We start from the raw sequence: 24707 nt of genomic DNA, 5'->3' as shown, positions 1-24707 counted from the left end.
AGCTGAACACGGTGATCTTGATGATGGAAGGGGCCAGAGAGGCCCGAAAGCGTCTGGCGGACGCCGACTGTGAGGGCCTGCTGGCCGGGATCGCCCAGGGTGATCCGGAGGTGTTCGCCCAGTTTTATCAGGCCACCGACCGGGCTATCTACGCCTATGCCCTGTCGCTGACCCGCAGCCATCACGACGCCCAGGACGTGATGATGGATACCTATTTGAAAATCCGTTCCGCCGCCCACCTCTACCGGCCCGGCGGCAAGCCCATGGCCTGGGTGTTCACCATTGTGAAGAACCTGGTCCGGGACCGCTGGCGGCAGGGGGAGCGGGAGGAGCTGATGGGGGACGTGCCGGAGGGCGAGCTGGCCATTCCCGACACCGACCGCAGCGACGCGGCCATGGTGCTGCGCCAGGCCATGCGGGTGCTCAGCCGGGAGGAGCGTGAGATCGTGCTCCTCCACGCGGTGTCCGGCCTCAAGCACCGGGAGATCGCCGCCATGCTGGAGCGGCCCTTGTCCACCGTGCTCTCCCGTTACCACCGGGCGCTGGGGAAGCTGCGGAACGCCCTGGCGGAAGAGGAGGTGTGACCATGGCGAGAAATTGGACTGAGCGGGACGTGGAGGACCTGCTGCGCAAGGCAGTGGGCGTGAGCGTACCCGACGTATATCAGCAGGTGTCCGGCGCACAGGTGGACCCGCTGCTCAACCCCGATCACATCGTCCCCAACCGGAGGCCCCCGCGCAGGCGCTGGGGCAGGGCCGTGGGCGCACTGTGCGCGATGCTCCTGCTGGTACTGGGACTGGGCCTGTACCTCCAGTTCCACACCGCCGCCATCGTCTCCATCGGCGAGGAGCCCGATGTGGAGCTGTCGGTGAACCGCTTCGGCCGGGTGCTGGACGCCCGGGGACGCAGCGAGGCGGGGGAGGCCATTCTGGCCGGACTCTCCCTGAAGGGAGAGGGACTGGACGACGCGGTGGAGCAGGTCGCCTGGTCCATGGCCGACCGGGGCTATCTGGACGGCTCCGATGTGCCGGTCTCGGTGGACGGCGGAGACTGGAAGTACAACCGTGAGCTGGAGGAGGAGGCCCAGGAGGCGCTGGAGGACGTCCTGGAGGACTGGGGCGGCGGCGGCCACGCGGTGATCGCCCCGGTGGACCCGGAGGATGACGGGACCGGCGCGGTCAGCAGCTCGGCCCCCTCCGCGGTCCCAACACCCGCGCCCGTTGCGACGGCCACACCTCAGCCCCAGCCCTCCGCCCCGGCGGCCACCACCGGCGGGAGCGCTCTGCTGAGCAGTGAGGAGGCCATGGCAGCTGCCCTGGCCCATGCCGGGGTCAGCGCCTCCAACGCCACCTTTGACAAGGTGGAGCTGGAGGAAGAAGACGGGACCATGGTGTATAAGCTGGAGTTCTACGGCAGCGGCACGGAGTATGAGTACAAGGTGGACGCCTATACCGGAGCGGTCCGCAAGGCCGAGCAGAAGGGCACTTGCGGCGGAAACAGCAGCGCCTCCATTTCCGCCGCCGAGGCCGAAAACATCGCCTTCCAGCACGCCGGCGTCACGGCCGAACAGGTCAGCGACCGGGAGGTGGAGTTGGAGGAGGACGACGGCCAGCTCTACTACCAGGTGGAGTTCAAGCGCGGCGACATCGACTATGAGTATGAGATCGATGCGGCCACCGGCGCCATCCGAAAAGCAGAACATGATTAAAAAAAGCCCCGGAGGAAGCAATCCTCCGGGACTTTTTTCGGTTACAGGGAAAAATCCTCGTCGTCCAGACGGCTCAAATCCAGCACCGCCGGACGGGGCGGCACCCGCAGCAGCGGGTCGTACCGGAAGGAGCGGCAGTGGCTCCCAGCCTGGACCACGCCCTTTTTCCGGCAGAGGATGGAATCGCCCTCCAGCCGGGTGCCGTGTGCGCAGTAGGCGCAGCGGGGCTCGATCTCTTTTTTGAACAGCACGGTTGTCAGCACCTGCCTTCCGGGGCGATGAGCCCAACATAGTACCTTTTATTATAGCATACGCCGGCAGGTGTGACCAGACTTTTTTCCCAGCGCGGCGGCGGAGAGCAGCAGAAAGGCCAGAAAGGTCACCCAGGCCGCCACCGTGGACAGGGACAGCGCGGTGGAGAAATCCAGGGCGGCCAGATCGTCCACCTGCTGGGCCAGCAGGGCGGACACCGGCGCGCCCAGAGGGAACACCCGGGCCAACGCGGCGGTGAAGAGGGCGGAGAGCACGCCGTGGAGGAACTTCCCCATAAGGTAAGTGCGGGGGGACAGGTCGCTCTCCCCCAGGAAGGAGAGCACCTGGCAGTGGACCGAGAGACCCGCCCACCCCAGCAGGAAGGCCGCCATGGACAGCCGCCCGGTGAGGCTCCCGCCGCTCATCAGGGTGGAGACGCCGGAGGTGAGCTCCAGCGCGCCGGTGAGGAGGCGGCGGCTCCACAGCGCGTCCAGCCCCAGCGGGGCCAGCAGAGCGCCCAGAACGTCGGCCAGCCCGGTGAGCACCCCCGAGAGGGTCAGGAGCCGGATGACCACGGTAAAAAACACCACAAAGGCACAGATGTTCAGTGTAGAGAGAAAGGAGTCCCGCACCGCGGTGGTGAAGGCGGCGGGGAAGGAGGTGGTGCAGATGCAGGGGGGCGCGTGGCCCTCCTTTCCGCCCTTCTCCCGGCCGTAGAAGCGAAAGAGCAGCCCCACGCACACCGACGCGGCGGCGTGGGCCAGATAGATGAGCACCCCCGCCCGGCTGCTGGCGAACACCCCGGCCCCCACCACCCCCAGGATGAAGGCGGGGCCGGAGTTGTTGCAGAAGGCCAGCAGGCGCTGGGCCTCGGTGCGGGTACACAGGCCCTTCTGATAGAGGCTCAGGGCGGTGCGGGCCCCCACCGGGTAGCCGCCGATAAACCCCAGGGCCACCGCCGACGCACAGGGCCCGCCCACCCGGAACAGGGGGCGCATGACCCCCTCCAGAAGTTTTCCCAGATACCCCGCCAGTCCCAGCTCCACCACCAGGGAGGAGAGGACGAAGAAGGGGAAGAGGGAGGGGACGATCACATTGGCACACAGGGTGAGCCCGTCCCGGGCAGCCTCCATGGCCTCCTTGGGCCAGAGCATGAGGGCAGCGGCAGCGCACAGGAGCGCCGCGCCCAGGATGGCGTCACGGACACGGGGCAGGGCCAGCAGGCGGGACATGGGCATTCACCTCCGGCCAAAGCCTATGCGGAGGGGGATTGTCCCTATGCCCGGCGGAATACGTGGATGCGGAAGGAGGCGGTGACGGTGAGAGAGGGGAGGGCCTCCAGCCGCTCCACGCCCTCCCTGGGGGTGTTCCAGGTGTAGGGGGTCATGTGGAAGAGGGCCATCAGGTCCTCATGGTCGGCGATCTCCACCGTTTTTTCCACCGGTACCACTTCCACGGGGGAGAATCCCTCGTAGGGGATGGCCTCGTCGGGGTTTTCGTAGGGGGTGCGATAGAGCACCTCCTTGAGTTCCCACAGGTGCCGGGGGGCGGGGACCACATAGAAGAGGACGCCGCCCGGCCGGAGGACCCGGTGAAACTCACTGGGGGCCATGGGGGAGAAGCAGTTGAGGAGCAGATGGGCACAGTCGGACGCCACCGGCAGGCGGTAGGCCGAGCCCACGGCGAACTCCAGGGACTTGTCCCGCTTGGCGGCGTGGCGCAGGGCAAATTTGGAGATGTCCACCCCCGCGCCCCGGACGGTGCGGCCGCTCTCCCGCAGGGCGGCGGCCACGCCGGCGGTGTAGTAGCCCTCGCCGCAGCCCGAGTCCACCAGCACCGCCTCCCCCTCGGGGGCGTACCGGCAGGCGAGCTCCTGCAGGGCGGCGCACAGGTGCCCATAGTACCCCGCCGACAGGAAGCGGCTGCGGGCGGCCACCATGGCCTTGTCGTCGCCGGGGGCCTTGGAGCGCTTCTGGTTGGCGGGGAGCAGGTGGACATACCCCTCTTTGGCCAGATCGAAGCTGTGGCCATTGGGGCAGGCGTAGGTGCGCTCCTCCCGGGTCAGGGGGGAGGCACAAATGGGACAGAGAAACAGACTCATGGACAGAGCCTCCTTTGGATCGGAGCATTGGGACCCGAGGTCCCGGATTCGATGATACCAGAATCGGCGTCGTTTTGTCGAGAGGACAGGAGCAAAAACCGGAAAACAGAAGCAGAAGGGGGGAAAAGGAAAACTGTAAAGTGATTGTAAAAAGTGATATCCTTTAATTAAATTTTAAAATGTAACCGTTCCTGTTACCGAACGGGTGTATAGTGTATTCCGCTATGGCAATGACGTCCAAATGGACGGAACGCTCAGGATTGAGCATATGGAATCAAAAGGAGTAACCAACGATGAAAAAGCAGATCATCAAGCAGGCCGCGGCCCTCTCTCTGGCCGTGGCGGTCATGGCCCCCGCCGCCTCCGCTCTGAGCTGGAAGGACGGCGCCCCCGCCAACTATCACTTCACCTATGCCGGTGACAACGGCGGCATCGCCAGCGTGACGGCCAGCGATAAGAACGGGACCTATCAGGGCGGCATGGAGGTCGGACAGACCATCACCACCAAGACCGGCACCATCGTCTGGCGGGACAGCTACACCAATGTCACCACCTTCACGGTGGATGTGAAGCCCGGCTATGTGCTCTCCGAGCTGGCCGGCCAGGTGGGCGACGCCCAGTTTACGGCGGTGGACGAGGATACCTACACCTTCCAGTTCACCGACAAGGGCGCCGAGGCCTGGTGCTACGGCGACGATGTGGAGTTCACCCTGCTGACCGAGAAGATCCCCTACACCGTGAACTTCTACGCCGACGGTGAGCTGATCAACCACACCAAGACCACCGTCAACGATCCCCTGGACCTGTCCGTGGTGCCCGAGAAGGAGGGCTACACCTTTACCGGCTGGTATGTGAACGGTGAGAAGCTGACCGCTGACACCCTGACCGAAGACCTGATCAAGCTGGCCGGAGAGGACAAGACCCTCGACCTCACTGCCGGCTTTACCATCAACAACTATGCTGTGCGCGTGGAGTATTATGAGGACAACACCCAGGGCCAGCCCACCAGCGTTTTGGATACCCGCTGCGACTACGGTGATATTCCCACTGTGAGCAAGGACTACAAGCTGGTCGGCGGCGGCGAGGTGGGCCCCATCACCGGCGATACCACCCTCAAGCTGGTGAAGTACAGCCCCGTCGTGGAGGACGATTGGTCCTATGAGTACGGCTTCCTGTACAACAGCAAGGACGCGGGTGTGCAGTCTGTGGAGTACTCCATTGACGACTCCAAGTACATTGCCATCGACGTGAACGAGGGCGTGAAGTTTGAGACCAGCTTGGTCGGCGATAACCACACCCGCACCATTACCTTCCGCGTACAGGTGGCCGACGGCATGAAGCTGGTTCTGGACTCCAACGGCGGCAAGGAAGTCACCGAGGTGGATGGCTGGTATACCTTCACCTTCACCCGCTCCGGCGCCCAGGGCTCCTGGATCGGAAAGAACGTTCCCAACGTGACCTTTGATCTGACCACTGTCGAAAAGTAAAAACTTCCAGTTCCGGCCCGGAGGTTCTTCCTCCGGGCCCTTTTCCTGCCCGGACATGGAAAAAAGGGGCAAAAGAAGGGGCGCTTTCGTGTATTTTTCTCTACCATTCCCAGCGGCGGTATGGTATGATAAATAAGATTGATTTTAGAACGATAAAGGAGCAAGTGCATGATCACCGTTACTGATTTGACGCTGCAATACAGCGGCCAGGCCCTGTTCAGCCATGTGGACCTCCAGTTCACCAAGGGCAACTGCTACGGCATCATCGGCGCCAACGGCGCCGGCAAGTCCACCTTCCTGAAAATCCTGTCCGGCGACCTGGAGCCCACCAAGGGCGAGGTCTCCATTCTGCCCAAGACGCGCATGTCGGTGCTGAAGCAGAACCAGAACGCCTACGACGCCTACAACGTGATGGACACCGTCATCATGGGCAACCAGCGCCTCTACGACATCGGCAAGGAGAAGGAGGCCCTCTACGCCAAGGAGGAGATGACCGAGGAGGACGGCATCCGGGCCTGCGAGCTGGAGGAGGAGTACAGCGAGCTGGGCGGCTGGGAGGCCGAGAGCGACGCCTCCCGCATCCTCCAGGGTTTGGGACTGGGCACCGAGCTGCACTACAACGACATGGCCACCCTGGACGCCCGCCTGAAGGTGAAGGTCCTGCTGGCCCAGGCGCTGTTCGGAAACCCCGACATCCTGCTGCTGGACGAGCCCACCAACAACCTGGACATCAACGCCGTGAACTGGCTGGAGGACTTTTTGCTGGACTTCCCCGGCACCGTCATCGTGGTGTCCCACGACCGCCACTTCCTCAACACCATCTGCACCCACATCGTGGACATCGACTACAACAAGATCAAGATGTACGTGGGCAACTACGACTTCTGGTATGAGTCCTCCCAACTGGTGCAGTCCCTCATCAAGAACCAGAACAAGCGCAACGAGGAGAAGATCAAGGAACTGCAGGAGTTCATCTCCCGCTTCTCCGCCAACAAGTCCAAGAGCAAGCAGGCCACGGCCCGGCGGAAGCTGCTGGACAAGCTCACCGTGGAGGAGATGCCCGCCTCTTCCCGCCGCTACCCCTGGGTGGCCTTTTCCCCCGAGCGGGAGGTGGGTAAGGACATCCTCTTCGTCACCGATGTGTCCAAGACCATCGACGGCGTGAAGGTGCTGGACAAGGTGTCCTTCATCGTGGGCCACGGCGACAAGATCGCCTTCGTGGGCGACAATGAGAACGCCCACACCGCCCTGTTCAAAATCCTCACCGGCGAGATGGAGCCCGACGAGGGCACCGTGAAGTGGGGCCAGACCGCCACCTTCTCCTACTTCCCCAAGGACAACAACGCCTACTTCGAGGGCCACGACGAGAACCTGGTGGAGTGGCTGCGGGAGTTCTCCCCCGACCCCCACGAGAGCTACCTGCGCGGCTTCCTGGGCCGGATGCTCTTCTCCGGCGACGACGTGTACAAGAGCGTCAAGGTCCTCTCCGGCGGCGAGAAGGTCCGGTGCATGCTCTCCCGGATGATGCTCTCCGGCGCCAACGTGCTGCTGCTGGACCAGCCCACCAACCACTTGGACCTGGAGTCCATCACCGCCGTTAACAACGGCCTGGAGGCGGTGAAGTGCAACGTGCTCTTCTCCTCCCATGACCACCAGATGGTCCAGACCGTGGCCAACCGCATCTTCGATTTCACCGCCGACGGCAAGCTCATCGACCGCAAGATGACTTATGACGAGTACCTGGAGAGCCAGGCGGCCAACTGAGCGGAAATTTCCTGACATCTGGCGGAAACTGTGTTATAATGTATCCTTGTACAAGTTCCATCCGGAAAGGATGCTGATCATGCGAAAAGAGATCTTGCTGCCCGTGTCCGCTGTGGTGCTGGGCGCGGGGGGACTGGCCCTGCGCCGGTGGGAGCTGGCCACCGCCTTTGAGGAGACCGGTCTGGTCACCCCGGGCATGCCCTCCACCCTGGCGCTGGGCGCGCTGTCCATCGTGGCCGCGGTGCTGTTTCTGGCGCTGGCGCTGCTCCTCCGCCCCGTGGAGGGAAAGCGGACGGAAGAGGCGACCCTGAAGGGGGATACCCTGGCCCTCTCCTCCACCGTGCTGGGGGCGTTCCTGCTGCTGGGCTCGGCGGCGCTGGGGTGCCTGGAGCTGGGCGCTCAGTTCCGCCAGGCCGCCGCTCTGGCCGCCCAGGGCAAGGGGGGCAACCCCGTGCTGGCAGTGCTGCTGCCCTTTGCGCTGACCCTGCTGTGCCTGGGCAGCGGCGTGAGCCTGCTGTCGGTGGGCAAGGACGCCTACCGGGGCGGCGGAGTGCGCCGCTTCAGCGGCACCGTGCTCCTGCCCGCCTACACCTGCTGCATCTGGCTCATCTCGGCCTACCAGGGCCGGGCCTCCGACCCGGTGGTGCAGGACTACCTCTATGAGCTCCTGGCCATCATCTGCGCGCTGCTGGCCTTCTACTATGTGGCCGGTTCCGCCTTTGAGCATCCCCGCCCGGGCAAGACCATGTTCTTCAGCCTGTGCGCGGTGTATTTCTGCCTGGTCACGCTGGCCGACGAGCACAGCGCGGCCGAGCTGCTGCGGTACGGCGGGTGTGTGTTCGCCCTGATGCCCGCCGCTCTGGGCCGTCCTCTGGGCCCGCGAATGCCCGGGGAAGAGCAGACCATCGAAGAAAGAATGGAGGAACCGCCCCATGAATGAGAAATATTATATCACCACACCCATCTACTACCCCAGCGACAAGCTCCACATCGGCCACACCTACTGCACCGTGGCCACCGACGCCCTGGCCCGCTATAAGCGCCTGCAGGGCTACGACGTCATGTTCCTCACCGGCACCGACGAGCACGGCCAGAAGATCGAGGACAAGGCCAAGGAGGCCGGCGTCACTCCCCAGGAGTTCGTGGACAGGATCGTCACCGGAGAGCGGGGCGTGCTGGACCTGTGGAAGCTGATGAACATCTCCAATGACCGCTTCATCCGCACCACCGACGACTACCACGTGGCCGCCATCCAGAAGATTTTCAAGAAGATGTACGACAACGGCGACATCTACAAGGGTACCTACAAGGGCAAGTACTGCAAGCCCTGTGAGTCCTTCTGGACCGAGAGCCAGCTGGTGGACGGCAAGTGCCCCGACTGCGGCCGGGAAGTGCAGGACGCCGAGGAGGAGGCCTACTTCTTCCGCCTGTCCAAGTACGCCGACAAGGTGCAGGACCTGCTGGAGAACACCGACTTCCTGGAGCCCCGCAGCCGCGTCAATGAAATGGTCAATAACTTCATCAAGCCCGGCCTGGAGGACCTGTGCGTCTCCCGCACCTCCTTCACCTGGGGCGTGCCGGTGGACTTCGACCCCGGCCACGTGGTCTACGTGTGGGTGGACGCCCTGTCCAACTACATCACCGCCCTGGGCTTTATGAACGACCGTTACAACGACTATGAGAAGTACTGGCCCTGCGACGTCCACATCGTGGGCAAGGAGATCGTCCGCTTCCACTCCATCATCTGGCCCGCCATGCTCATGAGCCTGGGTGAGCCCCTGCCCAAGAAGGTGTTCGGCCACGGCTGGCTGCTGCTGGACGGCGGCAAGATGTCCAAGTCCAAGGGCAACGTGGTGGACCCCTATATCCTGGCCGAGAAGTTCGGCGTGGACGCCCTGCGCTTCTTCCTGATGCGCACCTTCCCCTTCGGCAGCGACGGCAACTTCTCCAACGAGCTGCTGATCCAGACCATCAACACCGACCTGGCCAACGACCTGGGCAACCTCCTCTCCCGCACCACCGCCATGGTGCAGAAGTACTTCGGCGGCGCGCTGCCCGAGGGCTGCAAGACCTGGGCCACCCCCGAGAGCTTTGACACCGAGCTCATCGGCATGGCCTCCGGCCTCCGGGAGAAGTATCAGGCCGCCATGGATACCTTCGCTCCCCACAAGGCTCTGGAGGAGATCTTCAAGGTCATCCAGCGGGCCAACAAGTATATCGACGAGAACGCCCCCTGGGCCCTCGCCAAGGACATGGACCAGAACGGCGCCCGCCTGGCCCACGTCCTCTACAACCTCCTGGAGACCACCTGCATCTGCGGCATCCTGCTGACCCCCTTCATGCCCGGCAGCATGGACAAGCTCTTCGCTCAGATCGGCGCCGCCCCCGAGGCCCGGACCTGGGAGAGCGCCGCCGTGTGGGGCTCCCTCAGCGACACCGCCGCCGTCACCAAGGGTGAGAACCTCTTCCCCCGCGTGGACGTGGAGAAGGCCCTCCAGGAGCTGGAGGAGGCCGCCGAGGCCGCCAAGAAGGCCGCTCTGCCTCCCCTGGAGTTTGAGCCCCTGCTGGAGGAGAAGGTGGACTTCGACACCTTCTGCAAGAACGACCTGCGGGTGGTGAAGGTGAAGGACTGCCAGGCCGTGAAGAAGAGCAACAAGCTTCTGAAGTTCACTCTGGACGACGGCACCGGCACCGACCGCCAGATCCTCTCCGGCATCGCCCAGTGGTACAAGCCCGAGGAGCTCATCGGCAAGACCCTGGCCGCCATCGTGAACCTGCCCCCCCGCAAGATGATGGGCCAGGAGAGCCAGGGCATGCTGCTCTCCGCCGTCCACACCGAGCACGGCGAGGAGCGCCTGAACCTCATCATGCTCAATGACGCCATTCCCGCCGGCGCCAAGCTGTGCTGATTGCCTGAATGCAAAACCGCCCGCCCCGAACATATCGGGGCGGGCGGTTCTTTGTTTACTTGCGTAGGGCGAGGATCTCGTCCAGCAGGGCGTGGGCCGTCTGGTCCTTGGAGAGGAGGGGCAGCGCCTTCTCGCCGGTGGGGGAGATGAGGGTCACCCGGTTGGTGGTGCCGCCGAAGCCGGCGCCCTCCTCCTTCACGTTGTTGGCGGCGATGAGGTCCAGGTGTTTTTTCTCCAGCTTCTTGCGGGAGTTTTCCACCATGTCCTTGGTCTCCATGGAGAAGCCGCACAGGAACTGGCCCGGGGCCTTGTGCTCCCCCAGCCAGCCCAGGATGTCCCGGGTGCGCTCCAGCGCCAGGGAGAGGTCGCTGCCGTCGTCCTTCTTCTTGATCTTGTCTCCGGCCACGGTGGCGGGGCGGTAGTCGGCCACGGCGGCGGCTTTGATGATGATATCCTGGGCCCCGGCGCGGACGGTGACGGCCTCGAACATGTCCTGGGCGGAGAGGATGTCCACCGTGTCCACATAGGCGGGGGGCTTCAGATTGGTGGGGCCGGACACCAGGGTGACCTGAGCCCCCCGGGCGGCGGCGGCCCGGGCGATGGCGTAGCCCATGGTGCCGGTGGAGTGGTTGGTGAGGTAGCGCACCGGGTCCAGGCTCTCCCGGGTGGGGCCGGCGGTGACCAGCACCCGGAGGCCCTCCATGTCCTTCTCATGGCTCAGGGCGTGGAGCACGCTCTCCAGCAGGTCCTCGGGCTCGGGCATCTTGCCAAGCCCCACCGCGCCGCAGGCCAGACGCCCGGCGGCGGGGGTGAGCACCTCCCAGCCGTAGTGCCGCAGAGTGGCCAGATTATCCTGAGTCACCGGATTTTCATACATTTTGGTATTCATGGCCGGGGCTGCGATCTTTGGGCAGTTGCAGGCCAGAACGGTGGTGGTGAGCATGTCGTCGGCGATGCCGTGGGCCAGCTTGGCCAGCACGTTGGCGGTGGCCGGGGCGATGAGCACCAGGTCGGCCTGGTCGGCCAGGGCGATGTGCTCCACCTGGTAGGTGTGGTTGCGGTCAAAGGTGTCGGTTACCGTCCGGTTGCCCGTCAGGTTCTCAAAGGTGAGCGGGGCGATGAATTCCGTGGCGTTTTTGGTCATGACCACCTGTACGTTGCAGTGCTGCTTGACCAGCGCGGAGGCCAGCGCCGCGGCCTTATAACAGGCGATGCCGCCGGTGACGCCCAGCAGCACGGTTTTCCCTTTCAGCATGGAAGGTCCCTCGATTCTGCCCCGGGGGGCATTTTTCTCCAGTATAACAAATTCCGCCTCCGGTGTAAACGGCATGGTATAAATTTACTTTTTTCTTGCAATTTGCTGCCGGACTGTCTATAATGGGGTACGGCCAGGACGCGGAAGGTCCCCGCTGTACCCGGATGGGACGGCAGGGGGCCGGACGAAGCGCCACGGGCCGTATTTTATTTTGCGCTGTATCTCCCGGAAGAAAGGGGAGAACGGCAGCAGGAGGTTTTTCAATTGAATACGACAGCAAACGCCACTACCGTCACGCGGAGGACAAACACCAAAGACATGGTACTCTTGTCCATGTTCACGGCCATCATTCTGCTCATGGCCGCCACGCCCATCGGACTCATCGACCTGCCCCTCATCAAGGCCACCATCCTCCATGTCCCCGTCATCATCGGGGCCATCCTGATGGGACCCAAGAAGGGCGCGTTCCTGGGCGCGGTGTTCGGCCTGACCAGCATCGTGAAGAACACCATGGTGCCGGGAGTGCTTTCTTTTGCCTTTTCGCCCCTCATCGCCGCGCCGGGCACCCAGCACGGCAGCCCCTGGGCCCTCTTCATCTCCCTGGTGCCCCGGATGCTCATCGGCCCGGCGGCCTGGGCGGTGTACAAACTGCTCAACCGCTTCCTGGGCCGTAAGCTGGGCCGTCGGGCCCTGTGGCTGGCCATCGCCGCCGTGGTGGGCGCGCTGGTGAACACCGGTCTTGTGATGAGCACCATCGGCATTGTGTTCCGCCAGGCCTACGCCGCCGCCAACGGCATCCCGGTGGAGGCCGTGGTGGCTACCATCCTGGGCGTGGTGGGCACCAACGGCGTCCCGGAGGCCATCTGCGCCGCGGTCATCGTGCCGCTGGTGACCCTGCCGCTTCAGAAGGCTCTGAAGCTGGAGAACGCCTGAGCATAAGTAAGGAGACTGAACCATGATTTTAGCACTGGACGTGGGGAATACCAATACCGTGGTGGGCGGCTTTGAGGGAGATGAGCTCCGCTTCAGCTTCCGGATGCAGAGCGACCGGAACAAGACGGTGGACGAGTTCGTGCTCCTCCTGCGGGGCCTGCTGGCCGAGCAGGGGGTGGACCTGGCCGCCGTGGAGGGCGGCATCCTCTCCAGCGTGGTGCCCGAGCTGCGGTATGTGCTGGGCAAGGCCATGGAGCGCCTGACCGGCAAGACCTTTCTGGTGGTGACCAACCAGATGGATCTGGGCGGCATGCAGATCAAGATGGACATTCCCGGCCAGGTGGGCGCCGACCTGCTGGTGGACGCCGCGGCGGCTCTGTCCCTCTACAAGCCTCCTATGGTCATCTTTGACATGGGCACCGCCACCACCATGTCGGTGCTGGATCGGGAGGGCAGCTACATCGGCGGCGTCATCGTGCCGGGGCTGCGCCTGTCCATGGACGCGCTGTCCAGCCGGGCGGCTCAGCTCCCCTTCATCAATCTGGAGGAGCCCCCCGCCCACCTCATCGGCAAGAACACCGTGGACTGCATGAAGGCGGGCGCCATTTACAGCAACGCCGCCATGCTGGACGGCCTGGTGGACCGGGTGGAGGAAGAGCTGGGCGAGCCGGTGACGGTGGTCGCCACCGGCGGCCTCATGGGCGTGGTCCTGCCGTTCTGCAAACACGAGATCCACTATGACGAGAATCTCCTGCTGGTTGGACTGCGGGAGCTGTACCGGCGCAACCGCCGGTGAGAAAACAAAACCGCCGGGCGGTCCGATTCGGACCGCCCGGCGGTTTTCATGTTGTTTACTGGGCCCGGGCCAGGAGGACGCGGATGCATCCGCCCTGGTTCTGGGCCTTGTCGTAGTAGCCGGTGAGGGTGTAATCCCCGCCGGTCACCCGATCCAGGCTGGAGAGGTAATAGGAGCCGTTGCGCACCTCATAGACCGCCGCGTGCTCCCAGATAGGGAACTTCTGGCTGCTGGAGGTGAGGGCGGTGGTGCCGCTGACCCCGTCCAGCTTCACCTCGGTCAGATTGGAGATGCGGTCGGGGGCCTGGAGGGAGCCCTTGACCACGCAGGGGCCCATCTTCACGCCGTAGACCGTGTTGTTGACCACGATGGGGGTCTCGGTGCCGTTGACGTCCACCGTATAGGAGCCCATGGTGGTCATGCCCACATTCACCTCGTTCACATCGGTGAGCACGCCGTAGGTGTGCATATCGCCGGTGACCTCTTTCAGGATGAGCTGGTCGATCTCACCCTGCTCGTTGGTGGAGTAGTAGCGGACCATGCTGCCGCTGAGCTTCACGCCGGCCAGGCGGCTGGGGTAAATTCGGATGGCGGCGGAGTCGTCATAGGTGTCCAGGATAGCCACGTTGTCGGCCAGGGTATGGCTGCCCAGCCGCTTGCCGTCGGCGGAGACGGTCCCCTCCAGGGAGGTGTTGCTCAGGCGCTTGACCTGGACGCTGCCGCCCTCGGTGGTCACCCGCACCAGATCGCCCTCCTGGAAGCTGCTGTTGGACTGGACGGGATAGGTGGCGGTGGCGCCGGTGGTGGTGATGAGGGTGACGGCCTTCTCGGTGTAGGAGTTGCCCTTCTCATCGGTGTAGGTGTGGTTGCCCACCTGGGTGACCATGCCGTAGACCAGATTGCTGTCGGCGGTGCTGGTGTCCGAACCCAGCACGGCCGCTGCGCCGCCGCTGCGGCCCAGCAGCACCGTCACCAGATCGCCGGTGCGGCAGGTGCCCAGATCGGAGCAGGCGTAGATGGCGTCCTGGGTCTCCAGGGCGTAGGTCTGGCCGGCCACGGTGATGGAGGTGGGGGCGCTGACGTTGGGGCTCACGCTCTCCAGCGTGCCGGTGACCTTCTTGGAGTAGGCCCACAGGGTGCGCATGGGCTCCGACCAGTAGACGACGTCCTGGAGCTGCACGGCGCTAAGGGTGGAGGCCCGGCCGTCCCGGTAGACGGTGGCGGTGTTCACGTCAAAGGGCAGACGGCTCTGCCAGCCGCTCTCAGCCACCATGGGGCCGTCCATGGCGGAATTCACCAGGGCCACCCGGTCCAGGGTGCCGCTGGCATCCACCAGGTTCAGGGTGGGCTCCAGGGTGTTGAGGTAGAAGCTCCCCGTCTTGGTGCGGGCGGTGAGGAGGTTATAGAAGAGGTACAGGGCGTCCTGCCGGGTCATGGCGGAATCCTGCCCGGTGGTGATGCCCTCGTCCAGACCCAGGCTGTGGTAGGCGGCCATCTGCCCGGCGGGCCAGGCGCCGGTGAAGTCGCTCTTCTCGTAGCCCAGGAGGGTCAGGACCATGGTGACGCCCTCGGCCAGGGTGATGGGGTTATCGGGGCGGAAGGTGCCGTCCAGGTAGCCGGAGACATACCCGGCGGACACGGCGGCCTGGACGTAGGCCGCGGCCCAGTGGGTGCGGGGCACATCGGGATAGGGGGCCACGCTGGCGGCAGAGCCGGCGCTGTCCCGGTAGGGGGAGGCGGAGATGACCATGCGGGTGAACTCCGCCCGGGTGATGGTGCGCTCCAGGTGGAGGTCCCCGTTCTCATCCCCTGACATGATGTCCAGCGCGGCGAGGACCTGGGCGGCCTCGTCCTGGACGGGGGCGGCGGCCAGTGCCGAGGTACACAGGCCCGCCGTCAGCACCAGGGCCAGAAACGCGGAGAGGATACGTTTTTTCATATTCGTTGCTCCTTCTGTTCAGGGTTGCCCGGCCTCATTCGTAGCGCAGCGCGTCGATGGGGTTGAGGGCGGCCGCCTTGTTGGCGGGGAGATAGCCGAAGAGAACGCCGATGCCCACCGACACGCCGAAGGCGGTGGCCACCGCCGAGGCGGTGGGGACGGCGGTGAAGGTGACGCCGCTGCCCATGGTGGCGGAGATGAGGCTGCCCGCCACGCTGGCCAGACCCACGCCCAGCAGGATGCCGATGATCCCGCCGATGGCGGAGGTGGTACCGGCCTCGATGATGAACTGGCTGCGGATGGCCCGGCGCTTGGCGCCCAGGGACTTGCGGATGCCGATCTCCCGGGTGCGCTCGGTGACCGAGACCAGCATGATGTTCATGATGCCGATGCCGCCCACCAGCAGGGAGATGGCGGCGATGGCCACCAGCACCACCATCATGGTGTTGGTCATGGTGTTCATGATGTCCATCATCTCCGCGGAGGTCATGACATAGTAGGCCGTGTCCTCCTGATAGGTCTCATAGAGCCGGTTTTCGATGATGCCCTTGGCCACCGAGGCGGTCTCCTTGCTGGTGCTGGTGAACACATAGACGCTGGCGTCGGCGGTGTTGTTCAGCCGCAGGGCGCTGGTGTAGGGGAGATAGATGATGTCGTCGGCGCTGCCCTCCGAGCTGTCGCCGGACTGGGCCAGGACTCCGATGACGGTGTAGGGCACGCCGCCCATGGTGAGGGTCTGCCCCAGCGGATCGCCCTGGAAATCCTGGGCCAGGTAGGAGCCGATGACGCACACATTCTGGTACCGGTCCACATCCACGAACTTGATGAAGCGGCCCTGGCCCAGGGTCTCGCCGTTCATGGTGGTGCCCCGGTCACTGAGGAAGGCCTCGGACACGCCGGTGATGCGGGTGCGCTCAAACTCGTTGGCGTTGTGGTACACCTTGGCCTGGACGCTCACATAGGGGGTCATGCCGGAGATGTACTGGGGGTACTTTTCCACCAGCTCCTCCATGTCGTCGGGCTGAATGGAGCGGGAGCTGCCGTCCACATAGAAGAGCTGGACCTGGACCAGGTTGGCTCCCAGCTTTTCGAACTGCTCGTTCATCATCACCTGCATGCCGTTGCCCAGGCTGGTGATGACGATGACGGCGGCCACGCCGATGATGATGCCCAGCATGGTCAGGATGGCCCGCATCTTGCTGGTGGCCAGGGATTTCAGGGCCAGGCGGAAGGATTGGGAGATGTTCATGCCCGCGCCTCCTCTCCGAAGCCCTCCAGGGGCTCCAGATCGCCGGAGACGGTGGGCTGCACCACCGCCCGGGGATCGCTGGCGTCGCCGTCGTAGATGATCTTGCCGTCCTGGAGGCGGACGATGCGCTTGGCCTGGACGGCGATGGAGTTATCGTGGGTGATGAGCACCACCGTGTCGCCCTCCTGGTTGAGCTTTTTGAGGAAGCCCAGTACCTCTCGCCCGGTGCGGGAGTCCAGGGCGCCGGTGGGCTCGTCGGCCAGGATCACCGAGGGCTTCCCCGCCAGGGCCCGGGCGATGGACACCCGCTGCTGCTGGCCGCCGGAGAGCTGGCTGGGGAGATTTTTGCACTTGTCGCTCAGGCCCACCCGCTCCAGGGCGGCCAGGGCCCGCTGCCGCCGCTCGGAGGAGGAGAGGCCCGCGTAGAGGAGGGGCAGCTCCACGTTCTCCAGCACATTCAGCTTGGGGATCAGATTGTACTGCTGGAAGATGAAGCCCAGCATTTTGTTGCGGATCTCGGCCTGCTGGTCGTCGTCCATGGTGGACACGTCCACGCCCCCCAGGTGGTAGGTGCCGCTGGTGGGCACGTCCAGACAGCCGATGATGTTCATGGCGGTGGATTTGCCCGAGCCGGACTGGCCCACGATGGCCACGAACTCCCCCGGATCGATGGTCAGGCTGATGCCGTCCAGGGCGTGGACGGTCTCCGAGCCCATCTGATAGATCTTATAGAGGTTCTTCAGCTCGATGAGGTGCTTCAAGGTTTAACCCCCCATCACTGCGATCATGCTGCTGCCCACCGGGTTCTGGATGAGGACCTGCTCGCCCTCGCTCAGACCGTCCAGGATCTCGATGTAGCTGTCGTTGTTGCGGCCCAGGGTGACGGTGCGGGACTCGATGGTGCCGGGGCTGACCAGATTGCCCTCCTTATCGTACACCGCGTCGGGGCCGGGGAGGAGGACGGTGCCGCCGTTCGCACGGTCCACCGCCTCGATGGGGACGCACAGGGCCTGGCCCTGCTCCTCCACGATGATGCGGGCCGACACGTTCATGCCGGGGAGCAGCTCGCCGGTCTCATCCAGGCGGATGGTCACCGGGTAGTTGGTGGTGCCGGAGGTGGTGACGCCGTTGATGTTCACCTTGTCCACGTGGCCGGTGAAGGTCTTGCCGTCCACGGCCTGGGAGGTGATCTCCACCTTCTGGCCCACCTGGATCTGGTTGATGTCCAGCTCGTGGATGTTGATGTCGAAGGTGAGGCCGCTCAGGTCATAGATGACGGCGGGATAGGTGGTACCGGTGGTGCCGGTGGACATGGTGGAGGTGCCGTCGATGTTGTCGCCCACGTCCAGGTTCTTCTCAATGACGGTGCCATCGATGGTGGAGGTAATGGTATAGTTCTCCAGGCTGTCCTGGGCGTTTTTCAGGGTGAGCTGGGCGTTCTCCACCGCGTTCTCTGCGTTCTCCACGGCGATGCGGGCGTTTTCGATCTGGGTGGCCAGGTCGGTCTCCTCAAAGGAGCCGATGACCTGATTTTTGGTGACGTGGGAGCCCTCTTTCACGGTGAGGGTCTCCAGTTTGCCGCTGGTCTGGGCCAGGATCTGGGCGCTGGCGGCGTAGGCGAAGGTGCCGCCGGAGGCGCAGTCCTTGCCGCCCACCGAGGCGGTGCCGGTGGAGGTGTCGGAGAGGGCGCCGGGATTGTTCACCATCAGGGTGACCTCCCGCACCAGGGTGCCGCCGGGGCCCACGCTGTCGGTGGCGGCGATGGAGTCGATGGTGCCGGTGAGGCTCTCGCCGGTGCCGTCCACCCGGATGGTGGCGCTCTGGCCCACATAGAAAGTGGCGGCGTCCACGCTGTGGAAGGAGACGGTCAGCTTCATGTGGTCCCGGTCCAGAAGGTCGGCGATGGGCGCGCCGGCGGTGAGGGTGTCACCGGCCTCCACGTGGAGCTTGGTGATGACGCCGCTGTCGGTGGCCTTGACCTGGAGGTTCTCCTTCTGGTCCTTCTGGTTCTTCAGCAGGTCCTGGTAGCTGAGCCGGGCGCTCTCCAGGGAGAGCTGGGCGTTGTCCACGGCGATCTGGGCCTGCTGGATGGAGTTTTCCACGTCCTTGGCGTCGATGCGGAAGAGGACGTCTCCCTTATGTACCGTGTCGCCCTCCTCAAAGGGGGCCTCCAGGATCTCGCCCTTCACCAGGGTGGTCACCTTATAGGAGTGGATGGGCTCGATGGTGCCGGTACCGGTCACCGAGACGGTGAGGTCCTGCATGGAGGCGGGCTCCAGGCGGTAGGTATTGGCGGAGACCATCCCGCCTCCGCCGCCGCAGCTGCGCAGAAGGAAGATCACCAGCGCCGCCACGACCGCCAGGGCGATGAGACGCTTGACCCATTTGAGCCACTTGGGCTTCTTCTTGGGGGGCTGGAAGGCGGGGGCCGCCGTCTCCAGCTCGGTCTGCTCGGTGTCCTGTTTGACTTGCATCGTTTCCATAGAGCTACTCCTTACTGTTACTGTCGATTTCCCGCCGGGCGGGTGAACCAGGGGCTGCCATGCCCCGCTGCAAAAGCTCCAGCCAGCGCCGGTAGCGTCGCCGCACCGCGGCGACATCGCCCTCCCCCGTCGCGGCGCACAGCGCCGGAAGGGTGATGCCCAGGAGCATCTGGAGCATCTCCCCCAGGTCCCCCTCCTCCCGCAGATCCAGGCGGCTGCGGTCCACATGCTCCGCCAGCTGCTCCAGCAGGCGCTGGGGCTCCAGCGCCTGGAGAAGGACGGCCTGGTGCATCCCCGGATTCTGCCGCAGCACGGCGGAGAGCTCGCGCACCTGCGGGCGGCGCTCTCCGTCGGTGAGCACATCCAGAATGGCCGGCAGAGCCGCGAAGAGGTCGCCGTCCAGCCGGTCCAGAAGGTCGGTGAGCAGCTGGATCAGCCCCTCCAGGCGCAGCTCCATCAGATAGCGGAAGAGCTCCTCCTTGTCGCGGAAGTACATGTAGAAGCTGCCCCGGGGGATGCCGGCCTCCCGGATGATGCGGTTGATGGAGGCGTCGGCATAGGGGACGCGGACAAACTCGTGCCAGGCGGCCTGAAGCAGGGTCTCCCGCTTCTCCTCCGGCAGGCGCAGAAAGGTGGGGGTGGGCATGGCCGCTCCTCCTCTCGATATGACAGGTTGTCATATATCTTAGAAGAGCGGGCCGCCGCTGTCAATCGTCCGGACGGAAGGTTTAAAGATTTTTTACAATCACTGCTGGAAGCATACACCTTTCACCGGGCGGAAGGTCAAGGCTTTTTTGGCGAAGAACGGGCCGGAGCGGTTCTGCATGACATGGTAGCAGATGCGGAAAAAAGCACGGCAAAGAAAGGATTAAGATTCCATTAAATTTTTAAAACCTGCAATCAACTCCGCTAGAGATGATTGCAGGTTTTCTTGTTACTAACTTGGTACTTTTATGGCACAAATAGCCTATTATTGTCTATTGTGCTAATCAAGTTTGTCAATTGCAGCGCGGAGGACAGCGAGCGAATCATGGGTGTACCGCATGGTGATATCGCTCCGGGTGGAGTGGCCCATGAGCCACTTGATGGTGATGGGATCGACACCAGCGGCGTGGAGCCGCGTGGCGAAGGTATGGCGGCACCAGTGCGGTGTGGCCTCCGGCGCACCCAGCGCTTGCACAATAGGCTGGAAGGCCATGCTCCGATACCACCCATCGCTCACCGGTTCATCATCTCGGGTTATGATTGTTTCGCTATTCTGCTCCAGCCAGGACATGAGATAGGGCTTGATCTTTGGGTGGACGGGGATGATCCGGTCCCGGCCTGCCTCGGTCTTTTTGCCGCCCTGGAGATAGTCGCCGTCGGCGTGGTAGGACGCCGGCGTCAGCTCCAGGAACTCGCTGATCCGGAAGCCCGTGTAACACAGGATGAGCACCGTGTCAGCCCATGGGATGTTCTGGGCGGCCATCGTGGTGAGCTGCTCCATCTGCGCCTCTGTGAGAGCCCCTTTTTTGCGCTTGGGGTCCATGGATGGGACGTCCAGATACTTGGAATAGTCCTTGCCGATGATATCCCGCATCATGGCATACTTGCACAATGACTTGATGAGCATCGCGTCATTGTTGACCAGAGATTGGGAGCAGCCGCGCGCCTCGTCCTCGTCCAGGATCGCCTGCCACATGTCCAGGGTAACGGACCGCATCTTTTGCTCCGCATAGCGCCCCACACGGCTCCAGGCTGCTCTGTGGCTGGAGACAGAGGCCGGACCCAGGCGCGGGTACTCTCGCCCCGACCAGGCCTCGTAGACCTCGCCTACCGTCATGGCGAGCCGGTCGGGAGCCGGAGCTGCTCCAATGGCGGCATCCCGGTTGTAGGCATCCAGAGCGGCCTGGGCCTCCGCTGCCTTGGCGTGGTAACTGATGGCCTGCTGCTTGAGCGCGCCGTACTTGTCCCGGTAGGAAACGCGGACCACATAGGGCCTCCGCCGGTTTCCTGACAGCTTCACCACGCTGCCGGTACCATTCGCTCTGCGCATGGATACACCTCCGAAACATACATATGTTCTACAATCGGCTGTAAAAGAAACCGGGGCCGGAGCCCCGGGCCTTTTCGTAAAGTACGTTCAGTTTGCGACATCAATTTGTAACAGGTAAGATGAGGGGACATCTGCCCCAGCGGCTAGGGTCCCGGACAAAGTAAACGTAGCATCGCCAATGGTGGTAGATACAGGATCACCACCAGCAACGGTCTCTATCTGATCCGATACCCATTGTTTTGCTTCCTGGGTATTAGAAGTATCATATGGAACGGTTGCAATGAAGCCAAGATAAGTGGATGCGATGGTGTTAAACGTATCACTTTCAGTAACGCCGTCCCAAGTAACACCAAAAGAGCCGCTGATTAACTGAGAATCCTCATCACCGGTAATAGAATAATCTAGCAGAATCGTAGTGTCAGGAAAGTCCCAAGATTTCGATGCAGTCCAACGATATGGAGCTCCATCAGGGGCGCCATCGGCGGAATCATCGTCCATACCAAAATTGGCAACACCGAGTTGGATGTCTTTGATGTGGGAACCAGGGATACCTGTCAGCATAGCAGAATCAGATGGAGAAGGCGATGGCGTCGGAGCTGGGGCTTCGGTTGGCGTGGAGGTAGGCGCAGGAGACTCCGTAGCGGGTGCGGCGGTACAGGCGCTCAGGCCGAGCAGCGAGACCGCCACCAGTAGACAAGCAATGCGTTTCATCATTCATCCTCCATTTGTTTATAACTTCCCCGACAGTTGTCTCTTGACAAGATACGAACACCTGTTCTATTATATCATCAATGGAAACGACTGTCAAAGGGGTTACGCAGACATTGCGGCGGGGCTGCCCCCGCCGATTGGGAGGGGGAGTGCGCCTTGACACCGCAGGAAATGTTTGAACGGCTCACACCGGAGAATAGGGAGAAGATCATTCACCTGATTGAGACTTTAGCAGCTTCTCAATCATCTGATCCACCAGAGCCCGATTCTCCTCGTTGAGCATATGGTACTTCGTGGCATCCAGCCCGCTCTCAGCAATGGGAGCGGGCTTTTCTTCTCCATTGAGAAGGTATTCCACCGAAGTGCCCAAGACTTCGGCAATCTGTGGCAAGCGTTTCATGTAGGATTCAGACTTCTTTGTACGCCATGCACTGACTACGCTGGGAAGCACCCCAAGTGCGGCTGCAAACTCACGCTGCTCTGTAAACTTTTGGTTTACGAGCAAGAAAATGCGTTCACTAGTATCCAAAAAATCACCTCCATTAGGTGAAGTTTACTAAATTCCTTTTATAGAGGAAAGAAGAAGTAAAAACAGAGAAAATCCAATTCGTGAATTGACAATTTGCAAAACACGAATTATGATTAACGTGTGGTAAACGAAAGGGGGGATGAGTGGTATCTATGGGGCTCATCAGCCAGATTGCTTCGCTCTGCCTTAGTGTCGTAATGGTTTGTATGTCAGTCGAACTGTGCCGGTTCATCCAGGCAATCATTGCCGAAATGCTTCGGGACCGCTTCACGGACGACCATACTTCCGAGTCTGCTCCAGATGTTCCCTCATTTTGTATCCTAGATCACTTACTAGAGCATCGACTTCCGGCGCCCTCGTCGGATTCGTTGACGCCCAATCCAATACGAAAATGTAGAGCTTCTGGGCGTCAGCGGAGATTTCAGAGGAGGCAAAGAGTTGGAGCCGGTACAGCGCGGCGGCAAGCGCATCACGCTCGGAAGCGCCACGGCGGAACACAAACTCGGAGATGCAGGATAGATAGTCAGAATAGGCATTTGCCATCTCGGAGAAGTAGGTCCCAGTCAAGGCGGTCCTTCGGCTCTCACGCACCGAGTAAAGGGAGACGCAGACGGCGGAAAGCGAGATTAGGGCTGAGGCGACTGAAAAGAGCGTATCTAACTCCATGCGCATAGCTCGCCCCCCAAAAAATCATTCACCTAGTGTGAATGATACCACAATCGCCCAGAAAGGGCAACCGGGAAGGAGGGAAACAAGTGCGACTCAAAGAACTGCGGGAGATGCGGGGCTTTACGCTTTCGCAGGCTGCCCAGGCGGCCCACGTCACCAAAGCCGCTGTCTGTATGTGGGAAAGCGGGGCCCGGCAGCCCGGGCTTGCTTCCCTGCTGGCCCTGGCCGACCTCTACGACGTCTCCCTGGATGCGCTCTGTGGGCGCAACCAGCCGGGCGAGACCTAATGAGAGGAGGACGCTTATGGAGAAAGCGCTACTTTACGTTGGGATCGGCGTCCTGGAAGTGATTGTGGTCGGCCTGCTCGTACGTTTTTGGCCCGGCCAGGAAGATCCGCAAGGCAATGCCACGATGGCCATGGTAGCCTGTGGCCTGGGTTATACCCTGTGCTTAGTTCTGCTGAATTTGTTGAAAGGCTACCATTGAGTAGCCTGAGACCATGAGGCTCTGATGCGGAAGGAGGGAGAGTGCTTGCGGCTTTATCGCTGGATGGACTGGTTATTCGACCCACCACCCAAGGAACTGCGCAAGCGCCGAGATCCGGCAGGTGTAAAGCTCTATTACCAGGCCCAGGAGGAAGGTTACAAGCGATACAAGCATCTGTGCTATCGTCATCTGATTTTGAAGTCACTGTTGGCGTTTAGCCTGGGCCTCGTTCTCTCGTTCCTGATCCAGAGCTTCTGAACGACCAGACCATGACCCGTCGGGCAGGTCGATGGACCAATGATACACCCAAGAGGAGGTTTTACTATGCCCAAGAGATCTACGGCCCCCAGGCCGACCGATGAGGAGATCCTCCGGTACGACAACGTGCCCCCCACGGTGGCCGGATTGTACCTGGGGAACAGCTCCACCACAATCGTCCGGGCCCTCCAGCAGGGGCGCGTCCCCTTCGGGTGGGCGGCCCTCAATGAGGACACCGGAACGTACACCTACAACATCAGCCCGGGCGGGCTGGTGGAGTACAAACACCACGGGGGCAGTCCCGTGGATCTGAGCCTCATGCAGGCTCTCATGCGGGAGGCGGTGGACCGCATCCTGGCCGAGCGTCTGAGCGGTGTCCGCGCCGCCATGACCGCCCTGGAGCGGGTCGTCTAGGCCCCCTGTCTGCCCCTATCATACACCCGAGGAGGAGGTTTTACCATGCCGGAGGAGTACCGGAATATCTATAAAATCTGTCGGAAATCGGCCGGTTATACCCAGGAAGCGGCAGCCGAGCGACTGGGCGTCAGTGTGGAGTCCCTGCGGGCCTACGAGACCGGCCAGCGCATCCCGTCCAACGAGGTGGTGGAGCTGATGGTCATACTCTACAACGCCCAGCACCTGGCGGTCCATCACCTGCGGGAGACCAACGCCCTTTACGGCCGCATCGTCCCTCAGGTGGACGAGCGCAGCCTCATGGAGGCCGCGCTGCGCATCCACAACCGGCTCGGCCAGATCGAGAAGCGCGGCTCTCTGGACCGGCTGCTGGAGATCGCCGAGGACAACATCATCGACGACGCCGAGCGCCCCGAGTTCATGGCTATCGTGACGGAGTTGCGGGAGATTGTCCGGGTAGCACTGGAGCTCCAGCTTCACTGTCCGGATGGGGAGGTGGGACCATGCGCCTGGCACTGAGCAAAGAGGCTGTTGCGGCCATCGTCACGGCGCTGCACGCCGCCGTCTGTGACGCGGAGAGCAACGTGGAGGTGTGGGCCCGGGAGGACCTGAAGCTGGACCCGGAGGTCCAGCGGACCTGCCTGGCCTATGCCGAGGAGCGGCTGCGGGAGCGGATGGGCGCCCTGAATGCCTTCCGCGAGGCCGTTTCCAACGGGAGGGGGTGATCCC

The 24707-nt window shown here is 62.9% G+C and carries 29 protein-coding genes; 15 read left to right on the top strand and 14 right to left on the bottom strand.

Translation table 11 applies throughout. The features are described 5' to 3' along the window. Both B5G43_RS12780 and B5G43_RS12775 read left to right on the top strand, forming a co-directional pair. Nucleotides 1–584 (top strand): RNA polymerase sigma factor (locus tag B5G43_RS12780; RefSeq protein WP_343214422.1); only part of this gene is annotated, 584 nt, incomplete at its 5' end. Nucleotides 585–586: 2 nt separating this feature from the next. Then, nucleotides 587–1708: a PepSY domain-containing protein gene (locus tag B5G43_RS12775; RefSeq protein ID WP_087261998.1), complete on the top strand. Its 1122-nt coding sequence runs from the start codon at nucleotides 587–589 to the stop codon at nucleotides 1706–1708. A gap of 41 nt (nucleotides 1709–1749) precedes the next feature. Here the strand turns inward: B5G43_RS12775 and B5G43_RS12770 are convergent, their stop codons facing one another. Genes B5G43_RS12770 through B5G43_RS12760 form a run of 3 tightly spaced genes read right to left on the bottom strand, consistent with a single transcriptional unit; the run spans nucleotide 1750 to nucleotide 4061 of the window. Beyond that, a complete protein-coding gene (locus B5G43_RS12770) occupies nucleotides 1750–1959 on the bottom strand; it encodes a hypothetical protein (RefSeq protein ID WP_087262004.1) in 210 nt (69 codons plus the stop codon). Between the two features lie 51 nt (nucleotides 1960–2010). Next, a complete protein-coding gene (locus tag B5G43_RS12765; RefSeq protein WP_087261996.1) occupies nucleotides 2011–3192 on the bottom strand; it encodes a nucleoside recognition domain-containing protein in 1182 nt (393 codons plus the stop codon). Between the two features lie 44 nt (nucleotides 3193–3236). Next, nucleotides 3237–4061: a putative RNA methyltransferase gene (locus B5G43_RS12760; protein ID WP_087261994.1), complete on the bottom strand. Its 825-nt coding sequence runs from the start codon at nucleotides 4059–4061 to the stop codon at nucleotides 3237–3239. Between the two features lie 293 nt (nucleotides 4062–4354). On the opposite strand from B5G43_RS12760, the gene B5G43_RS12755 reads away from it, so the two are divergent. From B5G43_RS12755 to metG, 4 genes are all read left to right on the top strand, one after another. Further along, entirely contained in the window at nucleotides 4355–5548 is a 1194-nt protein-coding gene (locus B5G43_RS12755; RefSeq protein ID WP_087261992.1) for an InlB B-repeat-containing protein, read from the top strand. 168 nt (nucleotides 5549–5716) lie between these two features. After that, nucleotides 5717–7312, top strand: a complete 1596-nt coding sequence (locus tag B5G43_RS12750) for an ATP-binding cassette domain-containing protein (protein ID WP_087261990.1) — start codon at nucleotides 5717–5719, stop codon at nucleotides 7310–7312. A 79-nt stretch (nucleotides 7313–7391) separates the two neighbouring features. Beyond that, complete coding sequence (locus B5G43_RS12745) at nucleotides 7392–8252, top strand: hypothetical protein (protein ID WP_087261987.1); 861 nt, start codon at nucleotides 7392–7394, stop codon at nucleotides 8250–8252. Beyond that, nucleotides 8245–10221 (top strand): methionine--tRNA ligase, encoded by a 1977-nt coding sequence (gene metG / locus B5G43_RS12740; RefSeq protein WP_087261985.1) that lies wholly within the window; start codon nucleotides 8245–8247, stop codon nucleotides 10219–10221. Before B5G43_RS12745 ends, metG begins: the two co-directional genes overlap by 8 nt. A 55-nt stretch (nucleotides 10222–10276) precedes the next feature. Here metG and coaBC read toward each other — a convergent pair whose 3' ends face one another. Further along, nucleotides 10277–11476, bottom strand: coding sequence for a bifunctional phosphopantothenoylcysteine decarboxylase/phosphopantothenate--cysteine ligase CoaBC (gene coaBC / locus B5G43_RS12735; protein ID WP_087261983.1), 1200 nt, complete (start codon nucleotides 11474–11476; stop codon nucleotides 10277–10279). Between the two features lie 264 nt (nucleotides 11477–11740). On the opposite strand from coaBC, the gene B5G43_RS12730 reads away from it, so the two are divergent. Then, nucleotides 11741–12409: an ECF transporter S component gene (locus B5G43_RS12730; RefSeq protein ID WP_242960571.1), complete on the top strand. Its 669-nt coding sequence runs from the start codon at nucleotides 11741–11743 to the stop codon at nucleotides 12407–12409. A gap of 22 nt (nucleotides 12410–12431) precedes the next feature. Beyond that, a complete protein-coding gene (locus B5G43_RS12725) occupies nucleotides 12432–13205 on the top strand; it encodes a type III pantothenate kinase (RefSeq protein WP_087261978.1) in 774 nt (257 codons plus the stop codon). A 55-nt stretch (nucleotides 13206–13260) separates the two neighbouring features. Here the strand turns inward: B5G43_RS12725 and B5G43_RS12720 are convergent, their stop codons facing one another. The 5 genes from B5G43_RS12720 to B5G43_RS17390 are packed head-to-tail and all read right to left on the bottom strand — an operon-like array spanning nucleotide 13261 to nucleotide 19522. Continuing rightward, the gene (locus tag B5G43_RS12720; protein WP_087261976.1) at nucleotides 13261–15144 is read right to left on the bottom strand and encodes an S-layer homology domain-containing protein; all 1884 of its coding nucleotides are present in this window, start codon (nucleotides 15142–15144) and stop codon (nucleotides 13261–13263) included. A 34-nt stretch (nucleotides 15145–15178) separates the two neighbouring features. Beyond that, entirely contained in the window at nucleotides 15179–16393 is a 1215-nt protein-coding gene (locus B5G43_RS12715) for an ABC transporter permease (protein WP_087261973.1), read from the bottom strand. Continuing rightward, a complete protein-coding gene (locus tag B5G43_RS12710) occupies nucleotides 16390–17154 on the bottom strand; it encodes an ABC transporter ATP-binding protein (RefSeq protein ID WP_087261972.1) in 765 nt (254 codons plus the stop codon). The genes B5G43_RS12715 and B5G43_RS12710 overlap by 4 nt, the downstream gene beginning before the upstream one ends. A gap of 3 nt (nucleotides 17155–17157) precedes the next feature. After that, nucleotides 17158–18876 carry an efflux RND transporter periplasmic adaptor subunit gene (locus B5G43_RS18040; protein WP_087261970.1) on the bottom strand — a complete coding sequence of 573 codons (1719 nt, stop codon included), beginning with the start codon at nucleotides 18874–18876 and terminating at the stop codon, nucleotides 17158–17160. A 4-nt stretch (nucleotides 18877–18880) separates the two neighbouring features. Then, complete coding sequence (locus tag B5G43_RS17390) at nucleotides 18881–19522, bottom strand: TetR/AcrR family transcriptional regulator (RefSeq protein WP_158097431.1); 642 nt, start codon at nucleotides 19520–19522, stop codon at nucleotides 18881–18883. 27 nt (nucleotides 19523–19549) lie between these two features. Between B5G43_RS17390 and B5G43_RS17140 the strand changes: the two genes are divergently transcribed. Next, entirely contained in the window at nucleotides 19550–19759 is a 210-nt protein-coding gene (locus B5G43_RS17140) for a hypothetical protein (protein WP_143382874.1), read from the top strand. 102 nt (nucleotides 19760–19861) lie between these two features. Here B5G43_RS17140 and B5G43_RS12695 read toward each other — a convergent pair whose 3' ends face one another. The 5 genes from B5G43_RS12695 to B5G43_RS12685 form a co-directional block, all read right to left on the bottom strand. Next, nucleotides 19862–20911: a site-specific integrase gene (locus B5G43_RS12695; RefSeq protein ID WP_087261968.1), complete on the bottom strand. Its 1050-nt coding sequence runs from the start codon at nucleotides 20909–20911 to the stop codon at nucleotides 19862–19864. 87 nt (nucleotides 20912–20998) lie between these two features. After that, complete coding sequence (locus B5G43_RS17135) at nucleotides 20999–21472, bottom strand: hypothetical protein (RefSeq protein WP_143382873.1); 474 nt, start codon at nucleotides 21470–21472, stop codon at nucleotides 20999–21001. A gap of 7 nt (nucleotides 21473–21479) precedes the next feature. After that, nucleotides 21480–21608 (bottom strand): hypothetical protein, encoded by a 129-nt coding sequence (locus B5G43_RS18035; protein ID WP_275532320.1) that lies wholly within the window; start codon nucleotides 21606–21608, stop codon nucleotides 21480–21482. A gap of 222 nt (nucleotides 21609–21830) precedes the next feature. Next, nucleotides 21831–22151 carry a helix-turn-helix domain-containing protein gene (locus B5G43_RS12690; protein ID WP_087261966.1) on the bottom strand — a complete coding sequence of 107 codons (321 nt, stop codon included), beginning with the start codon at nucleotides 22149–22151 and terminating at the stop codon, nucleotides 21831–21833. A 267-nt stretch (nucleotides 22152–22418) separates the two neighbouring features. Continuing rightward, nucleotides 22419–22823 (bottom strand): hypothetical protein, encoded by a 405-nt coding sequence (locus tag B5G43_RS12685; protein WP_087261964.1) that lies wholly within the window; start codon nucleotides 22821–22823, stop codon nucleotides 22419–22421. 83 nt (nucleotides 22824–22906) lie between these two features. Between B5G43_RS12685 and B5G43_RS12680 the strand changes: the two genes are divergently transcribed. The 6 genes from B5G43_RS12680 (at nucleotide 22907) to B5G43_RS17385 (ending at nucleotide 24703) form a co-directional block, all read left to right on the top strand. Beyond that, nucleotides 22907–23107 carry a helix-turn-helix transcriptional regulator gene (locus B5G43_RS12680; RefSeq protein ID WP_158097430.1) on the top strand — a complete coding sequence of 67 codons (201 nt, stop codon included), beginning with the start codon at nucleotides 22907–22909 and terminating at the stop codon, nucleotides 23105–23107. A gap of 16 nt (nucleotides 23108–23123) precedes the next feature. Further along, nucleotides 23124–23306: a hypothetical protein gene (locus B5G43_RS12675; protein WP_087261959.1), complete on the top strand. Its 183-nt coding sequence runs from the start codon at nucleotides 23124–23126 to the stop codon at nucleotides 23304–23306. A 45-nt stretch (nucleotides 23307–23351) separates the two neighbouring features. After that, on the top strand, nucleotides 23352–23564 hold the full coding sequence (locus B5G43_RS12670) for a hypothetical protein (RefSeq protein WP_087261957.1): 213 nt from the start codon (nucleotides 23352–23354) through the stop codon (nucleotides 23562–23564). Nucleotides 23565–23630: 66 nt separating this feature from the next. Further along, on the top strand, nucleotides 23631–23978 hold the full coding sequence (locus B5G43_RS12665; protein ID WP_087261955.1) for a hypothetical protein: 348 nt from the start codon (nucleotides 23631–23633) through the stop codon (nucleotides 23976–23978). 45 nt (nucleotides 23979–24023) lie between these two features. Next, nucleotides 24024–24497, top strand: coding sequence for a helix-turn-helix transcriptional regulator (locus B5G43_RS12660; RefSeq protein WP_087261953.1), 474 nt, complete (start codon nucleotides 24024–24026; stop codon nucleotides 24495–24497). Beyond that, entirely contained in the window at nucleotides 24482–24703 is a 222-nt protein-coding gene (locus B5G43_RS17385; RefSeq protein WP_087261952.1) for a hypothetical protein, read from the top strand. The genes B5G43_RS12660 and B5G43_RS17385 overlap by 16 nt, the downstream gene beginning before the upstream one ends. Nucleotides 24704–24707: the final 4 nt, after the last annotated feature.

Source organism: Flavonifractor sp. An92 (assembly GCF_002159175.1).
In the GTDB taxonomy this organism is placed as follows: Bacteria; Bacillota; Clostridia; order Oscillospirales; family Oscillospiraceae; genus Pseudoflavonifractor_A.
Note: the sequence above shows the minus strand (reverse complement) of the source record. Positions and strands in the feature narration are given on the sequence as shown.